The following is a 16582-nucleotide window of genomic DNA, read 5'->3' on the forward strand; positions in this document are numbered from 1 at the left end:
GACATGGCACCGCTGATCATTATCACCACGCCGATCTTCCTGCCGGTGGTAATGGCGGCAGGGATCGATCCGGTTCATTTCGGGATCTTGATGCTGCTCAATCTGGGGATCGGACTGGTTACGCCGCCTGTGGGATCCGTACTCTTTCTGGGTTGCGCCATCGGCGGCGTGAAGCCGGAACAGGCGATCCGTACAATCTGGCCCTTCTACCTGGCGCTAGTCGGTGCGATGCTGGTGATTGCCTTTGTGCCGGCCCTGTCGCTGTGGCTGCCGGGACTGATGGAATGAGCGCGAGGCGGCTGACAGCGGCGGAACTGACGACGCTGCCCGCGGAGATTTCCCGGCCCGGGCATGATCGCAGCGGCCCGGCCGGTATCGTGCATCTGGGTCTTGGTGCGTTTCACCGGGCGCATCAGGCGGTCTATTTCGACGATCTCATGGCGCAGGGCGAGACCGGCTGGGCGATCCGCGGCGCATCGCTGCGCTCTTCGCGGGTAGCCCGGCAGCTCAATCCCCAGGGCGGGCTTTACACGCTGGCCCAACGCTCCGGAGACGACACGCGCCTGCGGATTGTCGGGTCGATCCGCGACGTTCTCGTGGCCCCGCACGATCCGGGATCCGTGGTCGCGGTGCTGGCACAGCCCGACACCGTTCTTGTGACACTCACAGTGACCGAAAAGGGCTATCATCTCGACCCGGGCACCGGACGCCTGCGCATGGACGATCCCGTTATTGCAGCCGATCTGGAACGGCCCGATCGGCCGGTCACCGTGCCAGGCATATTGACCGCCGGCCTTGCGGCCCGCCGGGCATCGGGTCTGCGGCCCTTCACGGTTCTCTCCTGCGATAATCTGCCGGAGAACGGGCCGCGCACGCGTGATGCGGTTTTGGGGTTCGCCCGGCGTGTCGATCCCGCCCTGGCCGGCTGGATCGAGAGCGAGGGCGCATTCCCGGCCTCCATGGTCGACCGGATCGTGCCGGCCACCGCACCGGAAGATATCGATTGGCTGGAGGCGGAAACCGGTTATCGCGACGAAGCCATGGTCAAAACCGAGCCCTTTTCCCAATGGGTGGTCGAGGACAAGTTCTGCCATCGCCGTCCGCCGCTGGAGCGGGTAGGTGTGCAAATGACCGAGGATGTCGCCGGCTGGGAGCGTACCAAGCTGCGCCTGCTCAACGGGGCGCACTCCGCGCTGGCCTATCTGGGCGCGCTGGCGGGGCATGGCCGTGTCCACGAAACGATGGCGGCGCCGGGATTTGAAGCCTTCGTCGAACGTTTATGGGATGAGGCGGAGGCCTCGCTGGATACACCCGCCGGGTTTGACTCTCGGGCGTATCGGAATGCGCTGAAGCGCCGCTTTTCCAACGCTGCACTCAATCATTCCCTGGTACAGATCGCCATGGACGGATCGCAAAAACTGCCGCAGCGCCTGCTCGCCACCCTGCGGGATGCGCGCAAGGCGGGACGGGAGGTTCCGGCCGTGGAAACGGCAATCGCGGCCTGGATGCGCTGGCAGTTCGGTGAAGACGAACGCGGCCGGACTTTCACGGTTGATGACCCTCTGGCGGCCGACACGGCGGCTGCGGTGCAGGCCGGGGCGGGCGATGCCCGGGCGATCGCCCGGGCGCTTCTTTCGGTCGGCAGCGTTTTTGGCCATGACCTGCAGCAGGACGCCGGGCTTGTCGGCAGACTGGCGAGCCGATTGGGCGGATTGACGACGGAGGGGGCGGCAACGGTCGTGCGCAGACTGGCGCGCTGATGGCGATTGCCCCAAGCGAAAAAGCTAGCCATTGACGCGCCGGGGGAACGGCCAATCATGTAGCCGCCGCCGACCGGCGGGGGAGGAAGGCAAGAAGGTGAGCACGAAAGCAAAGCGGAAAACTGCCGTCACCATGGATCAGGTGGCGCAACATGCCGGCGTTTCGGTGATGACCGTGTCGCGTGTCATGAACAATGTCCCCGGCGTAAAGAAGACCACGCGCGAAGTGGTGATGCGGGCTGTCAAGGAACTGGGATATTCACCCAATGCTGCGGCCCGTTCGCTGGCCCGGCACGGGTCGGGCCGGGTCGGTCTTTTGTATTCCAACCCGTCTGCCGGCTATCTCTCGGAAATCCTGGTCGGGGCGCTTGACGAAGCCCAGCGTTCGGGAGCGCTTCTGGTGATCGAGAAGTGCGATCTGTCCCTGGAAAGCGAAAAGGCGGCCATCGGCCGGCTGGTTTCCGGTGGTGTGGCCGGGGTAATCCTGCCGGCGCCGCACGCTGACAGTCAGCCCGCCATCGCCGAGTTGCAGGATCACGGAGTTATCGCTGTGGCTGTTGGCACAGGGCGTTCGCGTTCGGACGCGAACGTCGTGCGCATGGACGATTTTGCTGCGGCAGCCGATATGACACGGCATTTGCTCGAACTGGGCCATCGCCGCATCGGCTTTGTGAAGGGGGCGGAGAACCAGACGGTATCCATGGAGCGCCTGCTGGGCTTCGAACACGAGATCCGCAATACCGAGCCGGCGGCCACCGCCCTGATTGAACCGGGCAATTTCACATACCGTTCGGGTTTCGAGGCGGCCGAGCGCCTGCTTTCCGATCCGCAGCCGCCGACCGCCATATTCGCGTCGAACGACGATATGGCGGCGGGAGTGGTGGCGGCGGCGCACCGGCGCGGACTCGACGTGCCGGGCGATCTGTCCGTGGCGGGTTTCGATGACACCCATATTGCTACTGCGGTCTGGCCCGAGCTGACCACGGTTCGTCAACCGGTGGCGCGGATGGCGGAAGCGGCGCTACGCATCGTGCTGGACGAGTCCCGGTCCGGCCGCGACCGTGCCCGTGACGGTAAGCCGGTCGATCGTATGCTGCCGCATGAGCTGATCGTGCGCACCTCTTCGGGACAGGTTCCGGTCCGCAACTAATTTCTGGTCAGACATTTGCTTTGAAGCGCTTGACACATGGGCGTGCGGTCGAGATGTTAGCGCTATTAAAAATGTCGCGCAGACGGCATCGGACACAAGACCATTTGGGGGAGGAATGACCCAGCTTACCCGCAGCCTGGCTGCTGACTGGCAGGACGCGATTCTGATCGGACGAGTTGCCCTGCCCGACGGTCCCACGCCCGTTCTGGTGAAGGGGGGCCGTCTGTACGACATTTCCGGATTTGCCCCGACCGTGGCTGACGCGCTCGCGCGGGCGGATGTGCTGCCGGCAACCGGCGGTCGCGACCTTGGCGCGCTCGACGCGTTGGAATTCGCGACGGCCTGGGACGAGCCCGCGCACGACGCGCTGAGACTGCTTGCGCCAGTCGATTTGCAATGTGTGAAGGCGTCCGGCGTGACCTTCGCAGTTTCCGCCGTTGAGCGGGTTATCGAAGAGCGTGCGCAAGGGCATGCCAATCGCGCCCGGGACATTCGTGACGCGCTGAAGGACAAGGTCGGTGCCGATCTTTCAACTGTGAAGCCGGGTTCCGAAGCAGCTGCCAATCTCAAATCCGCCCTGTCAGCGGAAGGTCTGTGGTCGCAATACCTGGAGGTTGCCATCGGTCCCGACGCCGAAATCTTCACCAAGGCGGCACCGCTTGCCGCGGTCGGCTGGGGTGATTATGTCGGCGTTCGCGGCGATTCGCGCTGGAACAATCCCGAACCGGAAATCGCCCTGGTCTGCGATGCCACGGGGCAGGCCGTGGGCGCGACGTTGGGCAATGATGTCAATCTGCGCGATTTCGAGGGCCGCTCCGCCCTGCTTCTGGGCAAGGCCAAGGACAACAACGCCTCTTGCTCTTTAGGCCCCTTCATCCGCCTGTTCGACGGGAATTTCACCATCGAGGACGTACGCCGCGCCAAGGTCTCGCTGGAGGTCGAGGGCGAGGACGGCTACCGGCTCACCGGTGAGAGCTCGATGAGCCTGATCAGCCGCGATCCTCTGGACCTGGTGCGCCAGACCATTGGCAAGAACCATCAGTATCCCGATGGGTTCGCCCTGATGCTGGGCACGATGTTCGCGCCGGTCGAGGACCGGGATGCGCCCGGTCTCGGCTTCACGCACAAGCCCGGGGATATCGTGCGTGTCTCGTCGGAGCGCCTGGGCATGCTGGAAAATATCGTCACCACCTGTGACAAGGCGCCTCCCTGGACGCTGGGGATCGGTGCACTTATGCGCAATCTGGCCCAGCGCGGCCTGTTGGGGGGGACGGCATGAGCGGCGCGGCCTACCCCTCTCTCAAGGATCGGGTCGTTGTCGTCACCGGCGGTGGATCCGGTATTGGCGCCGGGCTGACCGAAGGTTTTGCCCGTCAGGGTGCACGTGTGGTCTTTCTGGACATTTCCGATGCGCTGGCTCGTGCCCTCGCCGAAAACTTGTCAGGTCTGGATCCTGCGCCCGTCTACTACAATTGCGATCTCACCGATCTCGACGCGCTGAAGTCCTGTTTTGAACGGATCCGCAGCGAGGTCGGCCCGGTCGATGTGCTGATCAACAATGCGGCCAATGACGACCGGCACACGATCGACGAGGTCACGCCCGCCTATTGGGACGACCGCATGGCGGTGAACCTTCGCCACCAGTTCTTCGCCGCCCAGGCCGTGGTGCCGGATATGCGTTCACGCGGCCGGGGCAGCGTGATCAATCTGGGTTCGATTTCCTGGCATCTCGCGCTGGCCGACCTTTCCCTCTACGAGACCGCGAAGGCGGCGATCGAGGGGATGACGCGGGCGCTGGCTCGCGAGCTTGGCCCGGACGGGATCCGGGTTAATTGCATCGTGCCCGGGAATGTCAAAACACCGCGCCAGGAGAAATGGTACACGCCGGAAGGCGAGGCCGAGATCGTGGCTGCGCAATGCCTGGAACTGCGGATCGAACCGAAGGATATCCTGGCCATGGCGCTGTTTCTCGCGTCCGATGACGCGCGCGCCTGTACGGGCCACAATTATTTTGTCGATGCGGGTTGGAGGTAGGCCCGTATCAAATCAGGGGGCCGGGAAACGCGCCCCAAGGGGAGGTAAATTCAAATGACTGATACGGCCAATCCGGCTGCCGAGGGCGCACCGCCTGCCGACAGCCACAATATGGGCTATATCCTGTCGATCGCGCTGGTCGCGACGATCGGCGGATTCCTGTTCGGCTATGACAGTGGCGTCATCAACGGCACGGTCGACGGGCTGCGCGCCGCGTTCAACTCCCAGGAAGTCGGTACCGGTTTCAACGTCGCCTCCATGCTTCTGGGCTGCGCCGTTGGCGCGCTTCTGGCCGGGCGCATGGCGGACATGTTCGGCCGCCGGACCCTGCTGGTGGTGGCTGCGGTCTTCTTCATCATCTCGGCCTGGGGGTCGGGTGTTGCCAACGGGTCGTTCGAATTCGTGATCTACCGCCTGCTTGGTGGTCTGGCTGTGGGCGCAGCTTCGGTCATGGCGCCGGCCTATATCTCCGAAATCGCCCCGGCGCGCCTGCGGGGCCGCCTGGCGACGATCCAGCAGATCGCGATCATCGCCGGCCTTTTCTGCTCCTTCCTGTCGAATTATTTCCTGGCAAATGCAGCCGGCGGTTCGACCAGCGAGTTCTGGTTCGGTTTTCCGGCCTGGCGATGGATGTTCTGGATGGAACTGATCCCGGCGGCGATCTTCCTAGTCGCCCTGTTCAGGATTCCGGAAAGCCCCCGCTATCTGGTCTTCAAGCAGAAGAACGAACAGGCCAGGACGGTACTCACCAGCCTGTTCAATGCCGGTGCTGCGGACCGCAAGGTTTCGGAGATCCGGGACTCGCTCGCCAAGGACCACCAGCCGCGCTTGCGCGACCTGATCGACCCGGTGTCCAAGCGCATCCGGCCCATCGTCTGGGTCGGGATCGGTCTGGCTACCTTCCAGCAGCTGGTCGGCATCAATGTGATCTTCTATTACGGCGCCGTGCTCTGGCAGGCGGCGGGCTTTACCGAAAATGACGCGCTGCTGACGAACGTCCTGTCCGGCGCGCTGTCGATCGGCTCGGTGATCATTGCCCTGCTCGTGATCGACAGGATCGGTCGCAAGCCGATGCTGATCATTGGTTCGGTCGGCATGGCGATCACACTGGGGCTGTGCGCCTATGCCTTCTCCACCGGCCAGCTGGTCGACGGCCGGCTCAACCTGTCCGACGATATGGGGCTTCTGGCCCTGGTTGCCGCCAATGTCTACGTGATGTTCTTCAACTTCTCCTGGGGTCCCGTGATGTGGGTGATGCTGGGTGAAATGTTCCCGAACCAGATCCGGGGATCCGGACTGGCCGTGTCCGGCCTGTTCCAGTGGGGGTCGAATTTCGGCATCACCATGACGTTCCCGCTGCTCCTGGGCTCGATCGGACTGGCGGGCGCCTACGGCATCTACACCGTATTCGCCTTCATCTCGGTCCTGTTCGTGGTCAAGATGGTGCGCGAGACACTAGGCAAGGAACTCGAGGACATGGAAGGCTAGCTCCAGCCTTCGATGCCCCTGCGGGCGGGCCGTCCGGTCCGCCCGTGCCTGCCCGACAACACGAGACTGTCATGAGTACGCCGGAACTGATCTGGGATCTGAAAACGGAACTGGGCGAGGGCCCGGTCTGGTCGGCGCGCGAACGCTGTGTCTGGTTCGTGGATATCAAGTGCAGGAAGCTGCACCGCTATGGTGTGGATGACGGCGCGACGGACAGTTTCGACACGCCGGACCAGACCGGTTTCGCCCTGCCGGCCGAAGATGGCTCGCTGATCTGCGGTGTGCGCGGCGGCCTGCATCGCTTCGATCCGGAGAGCGGCGTTTTCGACCTCATACTGCCCGTTGAAAAGGATCGGCCGCAAAACCGGTTGAATGACGGGTTTGTCGCGCCGGACGGCTCGCTCTGGTTCGGCTCAATGGATGACAGCGAACGGGACAAGACCGGCGCGCTCTATCGCTGGGCCGAGGGCGAACTGACCCGCATGGACGATGGTTACGGAGTCACCAACGGTCCGGCGATGAGTCCGGACGCACGCACGCTCTATCATCACGACACGCTGGAAAAGACGGTCTACGCCTTCGATCACGGTGCCGGCCGGATCGCCAACAAGCGGGTCTTTGCTGTGATGGATGAAGGGTTCTGCGACGGGCCGTCCGTCGATAGCGAGGGCGTTGTCCATATCGGCCTGTTCGGAGGTTGGGGCGTGGCCCGCTATGCGCCGGACGGAAGGGCGCTCGGCAAGATCGATTTCCCCGTACCCGCCATTACCAAGGCGGCGTTTGGCGGGGACGATCTCAGAACGCTGTACTGCACGACGGCGCGTCTGCATCAGAGCGAGGACCAGTTGCGCCAAACGCCTGCGGCCGGCGGCCTTTTCAAGGTGCAGGTCGACACGCCCGGCCTGCCGCAAAACCTGATCAAGCTGTGACACTCATTCTGGAAGGCCACGGCTGGATGCTGGAGCTGTGTCCCGATACGGGCGGTTCGATCGGCGCGCTGCGGAAGGGTGGCAGGGATGTTCTGCGTCCGGCCCCGCCTTCGGTGCGCAATCCGCTGCAGACCGGGTGTTTTCCGCTTCTTCCCTTCGCCAATCGTATCGATGGTGGGCGTTTCAGCCTTGATGGGCGAGATGTCGCCTTGCCGGCCCTGCCCGATTTTTCGCCCCATGCCCTGCATGGCGAGGCCTGGCTTATGCCTTGGCTGGTCGAGAGCCGGAGTGCCGACACAGCCTGCCTTGTTTGTCGCCACGAGGCCGGGGCATGGCCCTGGATCTGGAGCGCCCGGCAGCGCTTCAGCCTGTCAGGCTCGGGATTGCGCATCGAGCTTGCCCTGACCAATGAGAGCGGCACGTCAATGCCTGCCGGGTTGGGGTTTCACCCCTATTTTCCTGCCGGACCGGATGCCCGTATCCATTTCATCGCCCGGTCTGTCTGGCTCACCGATGCACGCGAAATTCCGGTGCGGGCCGCTGAACCGGAGGCGCTCGTCGACTGGTCGGAGGCGCCGGCCGTGGGGCCGGTGCGTGGGCTGGTGGATCACTGCTATGACGGCTGGACCGGAGAGGCGCGCATCGAGGATGCGGACGGCGTCGTCCAGATTGCGGCCTCGCCGGTGTGTGCGGGACTGCATGTCTTCACGCCGAGCGGCCAGGACTATGTTTGTCTGGAACCGGTCACGCATCGCCCGGATGCGGTCAATGGTGCACCCGGAGACATGCCTGTGCTCGGCCCCGGCGAAACGGCCGAAATCTGGATGACGGTCACAGCCGGTCGAATGTAGCAATACTGTCTCGGCCGCTGAAGGCCGAACAGCGCAGGGCGGCAATCCTGTACATGCCGACCTCCCCTAGTGATTGCCGCGCGGATTACCCAGCGTGTCGATGATGCGGTAATACTTCACCGCTGGCTCAAGTACCGCGCCGGTGTCGAGCTGGCTCACCATGGAGCGCTGGATTTCCTGCCAGGGTGTTTGCGAAGCCGGGTATTTATACCCGCCCGCAGCTTCAAGTTCGTCTTGCCGCCGCTCGATCTCGGCGTCGTCTATGTGCCACGTAACGGTCGCCGTGTTGAGATCGATGCGGAGCTTGTCGCCGGTTTTCAGAAGCGCGATCCGGCCCCCGGCGGCGGCCTCAGGAGAGACGTGCAGGATGGAAGGTGAGCCCGATGTGCCGGACTGCCGTCCGTCGCCGATACAGGGGAGCGCAGTAATGCCCTTATCTATCAAATATTTGGGCGGGCGCATATTGACGACCTCGGCGGCACCGGGATGGCCCAGGACGCCGGCACCGCGCATCACCAGGATGGCGTCCTCGGTGACGCCGTCTGCCGGGTCGTCGATCCGGGCATGATAGTCCTCCGGTCCGTCATAGACCCACACTGTGCCCTCGAACGCGTTGGGGTCGTCCGGATCGGACAGGTAGCGATCCCGGAAGGACTGCGCGATCACGGATGTCTTCATGATTGCCGTGTCGAAGAGGTTGCCGGAGAGAACGATGAAACCGGCCTCTTCCACCAGCGGATCGTCGACCGGGCGGATCACGTCGGGCAGGAGAATTTCGGCACTATGACAATTCTCCCCGATAGTCCGGCCGTTGACCGTCCTGGCGTCAGTGTGGATCAGGTCGTGCTTCATAAGTTCTGAGACAACGGCGGGAACGCCGCCAGCCTGATGGAAGTCCTCGGACAGGTAGAAGCCGGCCGGCTGCAGATTAACCAGAAGCGGTAGTTTATGCCCCAGCGTCTGCCATTCCTTCAGGGGAAGGTCGATGTCTGCATGCCGGGCCATGGCGGTGATGTGAACTGTGGCATTGGTCGAGCCGCCAATGGCGGAATTGACCGCGATAGCGTTCTCGAAGCTTTTGCGGGTCAGTATGTTCGAGGGTTTGAGATCCTCATGCGCCATCTCGACGATCCGGCGCCCGGTTTCATACGCAATCTGCGGCCGTTCGCGATAGGGCGCTGGCGTGGTCGCCGAGCCCGGCAGGCTCATGCCGAGGGCTTCGGTCAGACAGTTCATCGTCGATGCCGTGCCCATCGTGTTGCAATAACCCACGGACGGCGCCGAAGTGGCGGCGAGCTCAAGGAAGCCGTCATAGTCGATCTCGCCGGCAGCCAGCATCTGACGCGCTTGCCAAATGATCGATCCGGAGCCGACCCGCTTGCCCTTGTGCCAGCCATTGAGCATAGGTCCGACTGACAGGGCGATGGCCGGAATATCGGTCGTGATGGCCGCCATCAGGCAGGCTGGTGTTGTCTTGTCGCAGCCGATGGTCAACACGACGGCGTCTATGGGATAACCGTGCAGCAGTTCGACCAGGCCGAGATAGGCCAGATTCCGGTCGAGCCCGGCGGTCGGGCGTTTCCCGTTCTCGTGGATCGGATGCACCGGAAATTCCAGCGCGATTCCGCCAGCGTCGCGGATGCCTTCACGTACCCGCTGGGCCAGGGTGAGGTGATGGCGGTTGCAGGGGGCAAGGTCCGATCCGGTCTGTGCAATGCCGATGATCGGTTTGCCTGAGCGCAGTTCGTCCGGGGTCAGGCCGTAATTCATGTAGCGTTCGAGCGACAGGGCGGTCAGATCCGGATGGTTCGGGTCGTCAAACCAGAGGCGGGAACGCAGACGTTTGGCCATTCCAGCTGTCTCCTGACAGAGATACGGGTCCCGAAACGCGGGATGTCGTTCAATCTGCCGTTCCCGCGCCACCATAACGCGCGCAAACGGCCAAATTAGTCAGACAATTACCTGTGGATTTTGCTGGGCGCAAGAGGACTGTTGTCCCTTCGGGTGTGTAAAAATATCCGCATGGCGGTGGCCGGCGTCAGACAGTCGCTGTCTTTTCGCCGCGCTCAAGGGCCCGGGCTGTATCGCGAAGGGCTGCACTGACCAGTTCCGTCATCGCTGCTCGTGCTTCCTCCGGCCCGCCGGCGGCTATAGCGTCAAAGACTTTCCAGTGATCGGGCATGGGGTCGCGCGGAAGCTCGTCCTTGCGCGCCTTGTAGACTGTGGTCAGGCGTACGCCGGCGCCGATTGTCGATGCGAGGCTCATCAGCGGCATATTGCCGGTCGCCTCTAGCACGGCGTCGTGGAAGGCCCGATCGGCATTGCGCCCATCCTCATTGTCCAGCCCGCAGCGCTCCATCTCCATCAGCGCTTCGCGCATGATAGTGAGGTGGGAAGGTTTGCGGCGCTCCGCTGCCAGTGCCGCGGCGGCCGGTTCGACAATCAGACGCAACTCGAACAGGCCATGCGCCAGCTTGGGATCGGGCTCGCCCGCGAAATACCAGGCCAGAACATCGGGATCGAGAAGATTCCAGTTGCGCTCGTCGGTCACGCGGGTGCCGGTCTTGGGCCGGCTTTCTACCAGCCCCTTGGCCGACAGGATGCGCACCGCTTCGCGATAGGCGCTGCGTGAGACTTTAAGCCGTTCGGAAAAATCGATCTCGTTGGGCAGAATCTCGCCGGGCAGGTATTGGCCGGAGACAATGGCGACGCCGAGATCGTGGGCGATGGTTCCGTGAATGCGGGCGGGATTGCCGCTGCGCCGTCTGGATTGCGTGTCGGATCCGCTGGTCTTCGCCATGACTTCTTTTCTCCTGACCGACACGAACCGCGACGGATTCGGCCGTGTGCGGAACGTATCCTCATGCAATCGGTCATACTTCCGTGGCAGGGCTGTGTCTACATGCCACTTAATCATCAGACAATTGCATTGACCTTTGCTGCGCAAGCCTTCTAACTAAAGGCCAAGGACCCGGTCCGGGAGCCGAGAGGCCGGGTTGCGCGACGATACAAGGGGAGGATTGCGATGACCGTTTTGGAACGGCCCGGCCCGTTTGGCCGCATGATGGGGCGGGCGACCGCCGGAGTACTGATGGCTGGTGTGTTGATGGCACCGGCCTGCGCCGTTCAGGATGAACCGCCTGCCGAGGCGATTTATCGCGATCCGTCGCAACCGGTCGATGCCCGTGTCGAAGATCTGCTCTCGCGCATGACGCTCGAAGAGAAGGTCGCCCAGATGATCGGCATCTGGCAGAACAAGGCGGAAATCCAGGATGACGAAGGCAATTTCTCCGCCGACGCGGCCTCGGAAAATTATCCCCATGGTCTGGGCCAGATCTCCCGCCCCTATGACCGTCAGGGTGTCGAGGCCGGCACCACGGCTGCCGGTGCCAATGCCGGCGCGCGCAATCGCGACGGGCGCGAGACGGTGGACTACATCAATGCGGCCCAGCGCTGGGCTATCGAGGAGACACGCCTGGGTATCCCGCTCGTCTTCCACGAGGAATCCCTGCACGGCTATGTCGCACCCAATGCGACCAGCTTCCCCCAGTCCATCGCCCTGGCCTCGACCTGGGACCGCGACCTGATCGAGGATATTTTCGGCGTCGCCGCCTACGAGATGCGCCTGCGCGGCGTACATACGACGCTGGCGCCCGTCGTCGACGTGGCCCGCGATCCGCGCTGGGGTCGGATTGAGGAGACCTATGGCGAGGATCCGTATCTGGTCAGCGAGATGGGGCTTTCCGCCGTACGCGGTTATCAGGGCGAGACGCTGCCGCTGGGCGACGACAATGTCTTTGTCACGCTCAAGCACATGACCGGGCACGGCCAGCCGGAGAACGGTATCAATATCGGTCCGGCCCAGGTCTCGGAACGAGAGTTGCGCACCATATTCTTCCCGCCCTTCGAGCGGCTGGTCGAGGAGTTGCCGGTGATGCAGATCATGGCCTCGTATAACGAAATCGACGGTCTGCCGAGCCATGTGAATGACTGGCTCCTGCGCGATGTGCTGCGGGAGGAATGGGGTTATGACGGTCTTGTGGTGTCCGACTATTTCGCCATTCGTGAGACGATCACGCGGCATCGCATGTTCGACAATATCGACGATGCCGCCGTGCGTGCGCTTCAGGCCGGCATCGATGTGGAACTGCCGCATGGCGATGCCTTTCTGCGCCTGCCTGAATTGGTGGAGGAGGGCCGCATTTCCGAAGGGCAGATCGACGAGGCCGTGCGCCGTATCCTGCGTCTGAAATTCTTGTCCGGCGTCTGGGAAGACCCTTATGCCGACGCCGAAGAGGCTGTTGCCGAAACCGCGACCGACGAGGCGATTGCCCTGGCCCGCACTGCTGCGCAGCGGGCGATGATCCTGCTGGAAAACCGCGACGGCACCCTGCCGCTCGACGCGCGGGATATTGGCACGCTCGCCGTCATCGGCACGCATGCCGTCGACACGCCGATCGGCGGATATTCAGACCAGCCGCGCCATGTCGTGTCGGTCCTTGAAGGATTCCAGAACGCTGCCAGCGACGATTTCGAGGTGGTCTATTCCGAGGGCGTTCGTCTGACGGAAAGCCGTGTCTGGGCGCAGGACGAAGTCAATCTCGTCGATCCGGCGGTCAATGCGCGCCTGATCGAAGAGGCCGTTGCCACCGCGCAGGATGCCGACGTGATCATCATGGTGCTCGGCGAGAACGAACAGCTCTCACGCGAAGCGTGGGCGGACAATCACCTGGGTGACCGGGCTGATCTGCAACTGGTCGGCCAGCAGCTCGATCTCGCCCGGGAAATCTTCGCGCTGGGCAAGCCCACCATCGTGCTCCTGCTCAATGGCCGTCCGCTGGCGGTGAATTATCTGGCCGAGAACGCCGATGCGCTGATCGAAGGCTGGTATCTGGGCCAGGAGACGGGCAATGCCGTCGCCGATGTGGTGCTGGGTCATGTCAGCCCGGGCGGGCATCTGCCAGTCTCGATCCCGCGCGAAGTGGGCCAGCTGCCGGTCTTCTACAATCACAAGCCGTCGGCCCGTCGTGGCTACCTCTTCGACAGCACCGAACCGCTCTATCCGTTCGGTTACGGGCTGTCCTACACCACGTTCGAGATGTCCGCGCCGCGCCTGGTCAACGACACAATTGCCGCAGGCGAAACGGCGATCGCCGAGGTCGATATCACCAATACCGGCGATGTGGCGGGTGACGATGTGGTTCAGCTCTACCTGCGCGACGACAACGCCATGGTTACGCGTCCGGTTCTGGAACTGGCCGGTTTCGAACGGGTCACGCTGGCGCCCGGTGAAAGCCGGACAGTGACCTTCGAGATCACGCCGCGCGCCATGGCGCTTTGGAATCTCGACATGGAACGCGAGGTCGAGCCGGGCACGTTCACGATCTCGGCCGGCCACAGCTCTGCCGATCTCCGGTCGGCGACCCTGACCGTTACCGAGTGAGCCCCGTTCAGTCTGTCTCCGGAGAACCGCCATGCACGTGCTTGCGAGCTTCTTGACATCCCTGGCCGTCGTGGCGGCCACCCTCGGGACAGCCGGACGGGCGGCAGCCCAGCCGGCTCCGGGGTCTTGCGAAGATACGGTCGCGGCGACAGTGTGCGGCGGTTCCGAGGCACCCGAGGGCGGTCTGGCGTTGATCCGCGACGGCCGCCCGGCGGCCGTTGCCGTCGATGCCGGCGATCACGCCGGGCTTCGCCGGGCCGTCGACGATCTGCGCCAGGACTTCGAACGCGTTTCCGGCCAGTTGCCGCCCCATCGCGCGGGTCATGCCGAAGGCCGGGCCATCATTGTCGGCACGCTGGGCCACAGCCCGCTGATCGACCGGCTTGCCGGGGAAGGGCGACTGGACACGTCGGCGATTGAAGGTGAATGGGAAGCCTATCTGCACCAGGTCGTCGACCGTCCGGCGCCGGGTATCGAACGGGCCCTGGTGATCGCCGGATCAGACTTGCGCGGCGCGATCTATGGCGTTTACGAACTCTCCCGCGCCATCGGCGTGTCGCCCTGGTATTGGTGGGCCGACGTTCCCGCCGACCGGCACGACACGCTGTTTGTCGCGCCGGGCGCGCGCAGCGATCAGCCGTCCGTGCGCTATCGCGGTATTTTTCTCAATGACGAGAACCCGGCGCTCTACGGTTTTGTCCACGAGACCTATGGCGGGTTCAACCACGCCTTCTACGAGGATGTCTTTGAACTCATCCTGCGCCTGCGTGGCAACTATCTCTGGCCGGCGATGTGGGGCAAGGCCTTCTACGATGACGATCCGCTCAACGCGGTTATGGCTGACAGCTATGGCATTGTTATAGGCACCTCGCATCACGAACCGCTGGGCCGGGCTCATGTGGAATGGGAACGTTATGGCGAGGGGCCCTGGGATTTCTCGCGCAATGCCGGAACGCTGCGCGAATTCTGGCGCGGCGGCATGGACCGGATCGGTGACAATGACGCTCTGGTCACGATCGGCATGCGTGGCGATGGCGACGAAGCCATGACCGAAGGGACCGCAATCGAGCTGCTCGAAGACATTGTCGCCAATCAGCGCGACATTATCGAACGCGTGACCGGTCGTCCGGCCGAGGAGACGCCCCAGGTCTGGGCGCTCTACAAGGAAGTCCAGGACTATTACGACCAGGGCATGGAGGTGCCTGCCGACGTCACCCTGCTGTTTGCGGACGACAATTGGGGCAATGTTCGCCGTTTGCCAGTGCAGGGCGCCGAGGCGCGCGAGGGCGGCTATGGTGTCTATTATCACTTTGACTATGTCGGCGATCCACGGAACTACAAATGGCTCAATACCAACCAGATCGAGCGCACCTGGGAGCAGATGAATCTGTCCTGGGAATTCGGTGCGCGCGAACTGTGGATCGTCAATGTCGGCGATCTGAAGCCGATGGAATTCCCGATCAGCTTTTTCCTCGACCAGGCCTGGAATCCCGAGGCGATGACGCTGGACGCAATGTCCGGCTATACCCGGGCGTGGGCCGCCGAACAGTTCGGTGCGGAGCATGCTGCTGAAATCGCGGAACTCCTGGCGCGCTATACCCGGTACAATTCGCGCCGGAAGCACGAGCTGATCGGGCCGGAGACTTTCTCGCTAACCGGATTTAACGAAGCCCAACGAGTCCTCACGGACTGGGCCGAGCTGGAGGCGGCCTCCGACCGTGTTCGCAGTGCCTTGCCGGACGCCTTTGACGACGCTTTCGTCCAGCTGGTCTGGTTCCCGATCCAGGCGAGCGCCAATCTGACCCGGCTGCACGTCGAAACGGGCCGCAACCGGTTGTGGGCGCAGCAGGGGCGCGTCGAAGCCAACGAGGCCGCCGAGCGTGTGCGGGATGCTTTCGAGCGCGACATCGAATTGGAGCGCATCTATCACGAGGATGTGGCGGACGGGAAATGGAACCATTTCATGTCCCAGACCCATATCTCCTACACCTATTGGCAACAGCCCGAAGAAGACGTGCTGCCCGAGCTTGCGGCTGTCGAGCCGGTTCGCGGTGCGGCACTGGGGCTGGCTGTCGAAGGCGATGTCCGGGCGTGGCCGCAGGCCGAAGGCCAGCCGGTCCTGCCGGCTTTTCACCGCTACGGACAGACGTCCCGTCATATCGACCTCTTCGACCGCGGCGCCCAGCCGGCAAGCTTCGAAATCTCCTCCGAGGCCGGCTGGATCGAGCTGTCGCAGTCACGCGGCGATGTGGATGGGGCGGCGCGTATCGCCGTCTCGGTGAACTGGTCTGCCTTGCCGGCCGGCCGCACCGAGGCGGCGGTCCGCGTGACTGGATCTGGAGGGTTTGACCAGACTGTAGGTGTGGTGGCCGTCAATGCCGACGACCGGATCGAGCCGGGCCGTTATGTCGAGGCCGACGGCCATGTGACTGTCGAGGCCGAACACTTTGCCCGTGCTCTCGATGGCGAGACGGACTGGCGCGTCATCCCGAATCTGGGACGCACCCTCTCGGGGGTTGCGGCCTATCCGGTGACCGCAGCATCCGTCGAACCAGGCGGCGACACGGAGCGCCTGGAATACGATATCCACCTCTTCCGTTCCGGCCCTCTCGAGATCGAGACCGTGGTCTCCCCGACCCTGGACTTTCGCGGCCGTGGCGGTCTGCGCTTTGCCGTTTCCATCGACGATGCCGAACCGGTCATCGTGACCATGGATGATCGCGACGATCACGAAGCCTGGCAGGAGAATGTTGCCGATAGCGTCGAACGGCAGGTAGCACGCTTCGACCATGTGGAGGCCGGACCGCACACGGTGAAGCTCTGGCGGGTGGACACCGGCGTGGTGTTCCAGCGCGTCAGCGTTCGGACCGGTGCGCTGCCGCAGACCTATCTGGGCCCGCCGGAAAGTGTGCGCGCGGAATAGCGCG

12 protein-coding genes are annotated in these 16582 nt (G+C 63.6%); 10 read left to right on the top strand and 2 right to left on the bottom strand.

The window, feature by feature from the left end; translation table 11 throughout:
- From Q1U94_RS11785 to Q1U94_RS11820, 8 genes are all read left to right on the top strand, one after another.
- Window positions 1–288, top strand: a 288-nt coding sequence (locus Q1U94_RS11785; protein ID WP_300544867.1) for a TRAP transporter large permease subunit, incomplete at its 5' end; no start/stop codon positions are given.
- Window positions 285–1760 carry a mannitol dehydrogenase family protein gene (locus tag Q1U94_RS11790; RefSeq protein ID WP_300544869.1) on the top strand — a complete coding sequence of 492 codons (1476 nt, stop codon included), beginning with the start codon at window positions 285–287 and terminating at the stop codon, window positions 1758–1760. The genes Q1U94_RS11785 and Q1U94_RS11790, both read left to right, overlap by 4 nt.
- Before the next feature lie 97 nt (window positions 1761–1857).
- Complete coding sequence (locus tag Q1U94_RS11795) at window positions 1858–2910, top strand: LacI family DNA-binding transcriptional regulator (RefSeq protein WP_300544871.1); 1053 nt, start codon at window positions 1858–1860, stop codon at window positions 2908–2910.
- A gap of 115 nt (window positions 2911–3025) precedes the next feature.
- Window positions 3026–4189, top strand: a complete 1164-nt coding sequence (locus Q1U94_RS11800) for a fumarylacetoacetate hydrolase family protein (protein WP_300544873.1) — start codon at window positions 3026–3028, stop codon at window positions 4187–4189.
- Window positions 4186–4944, top strand: a complete 759-nt coding sequence (locus Q1U94_RS11805) for an SDR family oxidoreductase (protein WP_300544875.1) — start codon at window positions 4186–4188, stop codon at window positions 4942–4944. The genes Q1U94_RS11800 and Q1U94_RS11805 overlap by 4 nt, the downstream gene beginning before the upstream one ends.
- Window positions 4945–5055: 111 nt before the next feature.
- Window positions 5056–6432 (top strand): sugar porter family MFS transporter, encoded by a 1377-nt coding sequence (locus tag Q1U94_RS11810; RefSeq protein ID WP_366917290.1) that lies wholly within the window; start codon window positions 5056–5058, stop codon window positions 6430–6432.
- Between the two features lie 71 nt (window positions 6433–6503).
- Entirely contained in the window at window positions 6504–7361 is an 858-nt protein-coding gene (locus tag Q1U94_RS11815; protein ID WP_300544879.1) for an SMP-30/gluconolactonase/LRE family protein, read from the top strand.
- Window positions 7358–8212, top strand: coding sequence for an aldose 1-epimerase (locus Q1U94_RS11820; RefSeq protein ID WP_300544882.1), 855 nt, complete (start codon window positions 7358–7360; stop codon window positions 8210–8212). Before Q1U94_RS11815 ends, Q1U94_RS11820 begins: the two co-directional genes overlap by 4 nt.
- A gap of 66 nt (window positions 8213–8278) precedes the next feature.
- Here the strand turns inward: Q1U94_RS11820 and Q1U94_RS11825 are convergent, their stop codons facing one another.
- Window positions 8279–10063, bottom strand: coding sequence for an IlvD/Edd family dehydratase (locus Q1U94_RS11825; protein ID WP_300544884.1), 1785 nt, complete (start codon window positions 10061–10063; stop codon window positions 8279–8281).
- A 187-nt stretch (window positions 10064–10250) separates the two neighbouring features.
- Window positions 10251–11012 carry a FadR/GntR family transcriptional regulator gene (locus Q1U94_RS11830; protein ID WP_300544886.1) on the bottom strand — a complete coding sequence of 254 codons (762 nt, stop codon included), beginning with the start codon at window positions 11010–11012 and terminating at the stop codon, window positions 10251–10253.
- A gap of 291 nt (window positions 11013–11303) precedes the next feature.
- Between Q1U94_RS11830 and Q1U94_RS11835 the strand changes: the two genes are divergently transcribed.
- Both Q1U94_RS11835 and Q1U94_RS11840 read left to right on the top strand, forming a co-directional pair.
- On the top strand, window positions 11304–13655 hold the full coding sequence (locus tag Q1U94_RS11835) for a glycoside hydrolase family 3 N-terminal domain-containing protein (protein ID WP_366917291.1): 2352 nt from the start codon (window positions 11304–11306) through the stop codon (window positions 13653–13655).
- Between the two features lie 31 nt (window positions 13656–13686).
- Window positions 13687–16578, top strand: coding sequence for a glycosyl hydrolase 115 family protein (locus Q1U94_RS11840; protein WP_300544892.1), 2892 nt, complete (start codon window positions 13687–13689; stop codon window positions 16576–16578).
- Window positions 16579–16582: the final 4 nt, after the last annotated feature.

Source organism: Maricaulis sp. (assembly GCF_030149515.1).
Taxonomy (GTDB): Bacteria; Pseudomonadota; Alphaproteobacteria; order Caulobacterales; family Maricaulaceae; genus Maricaulis.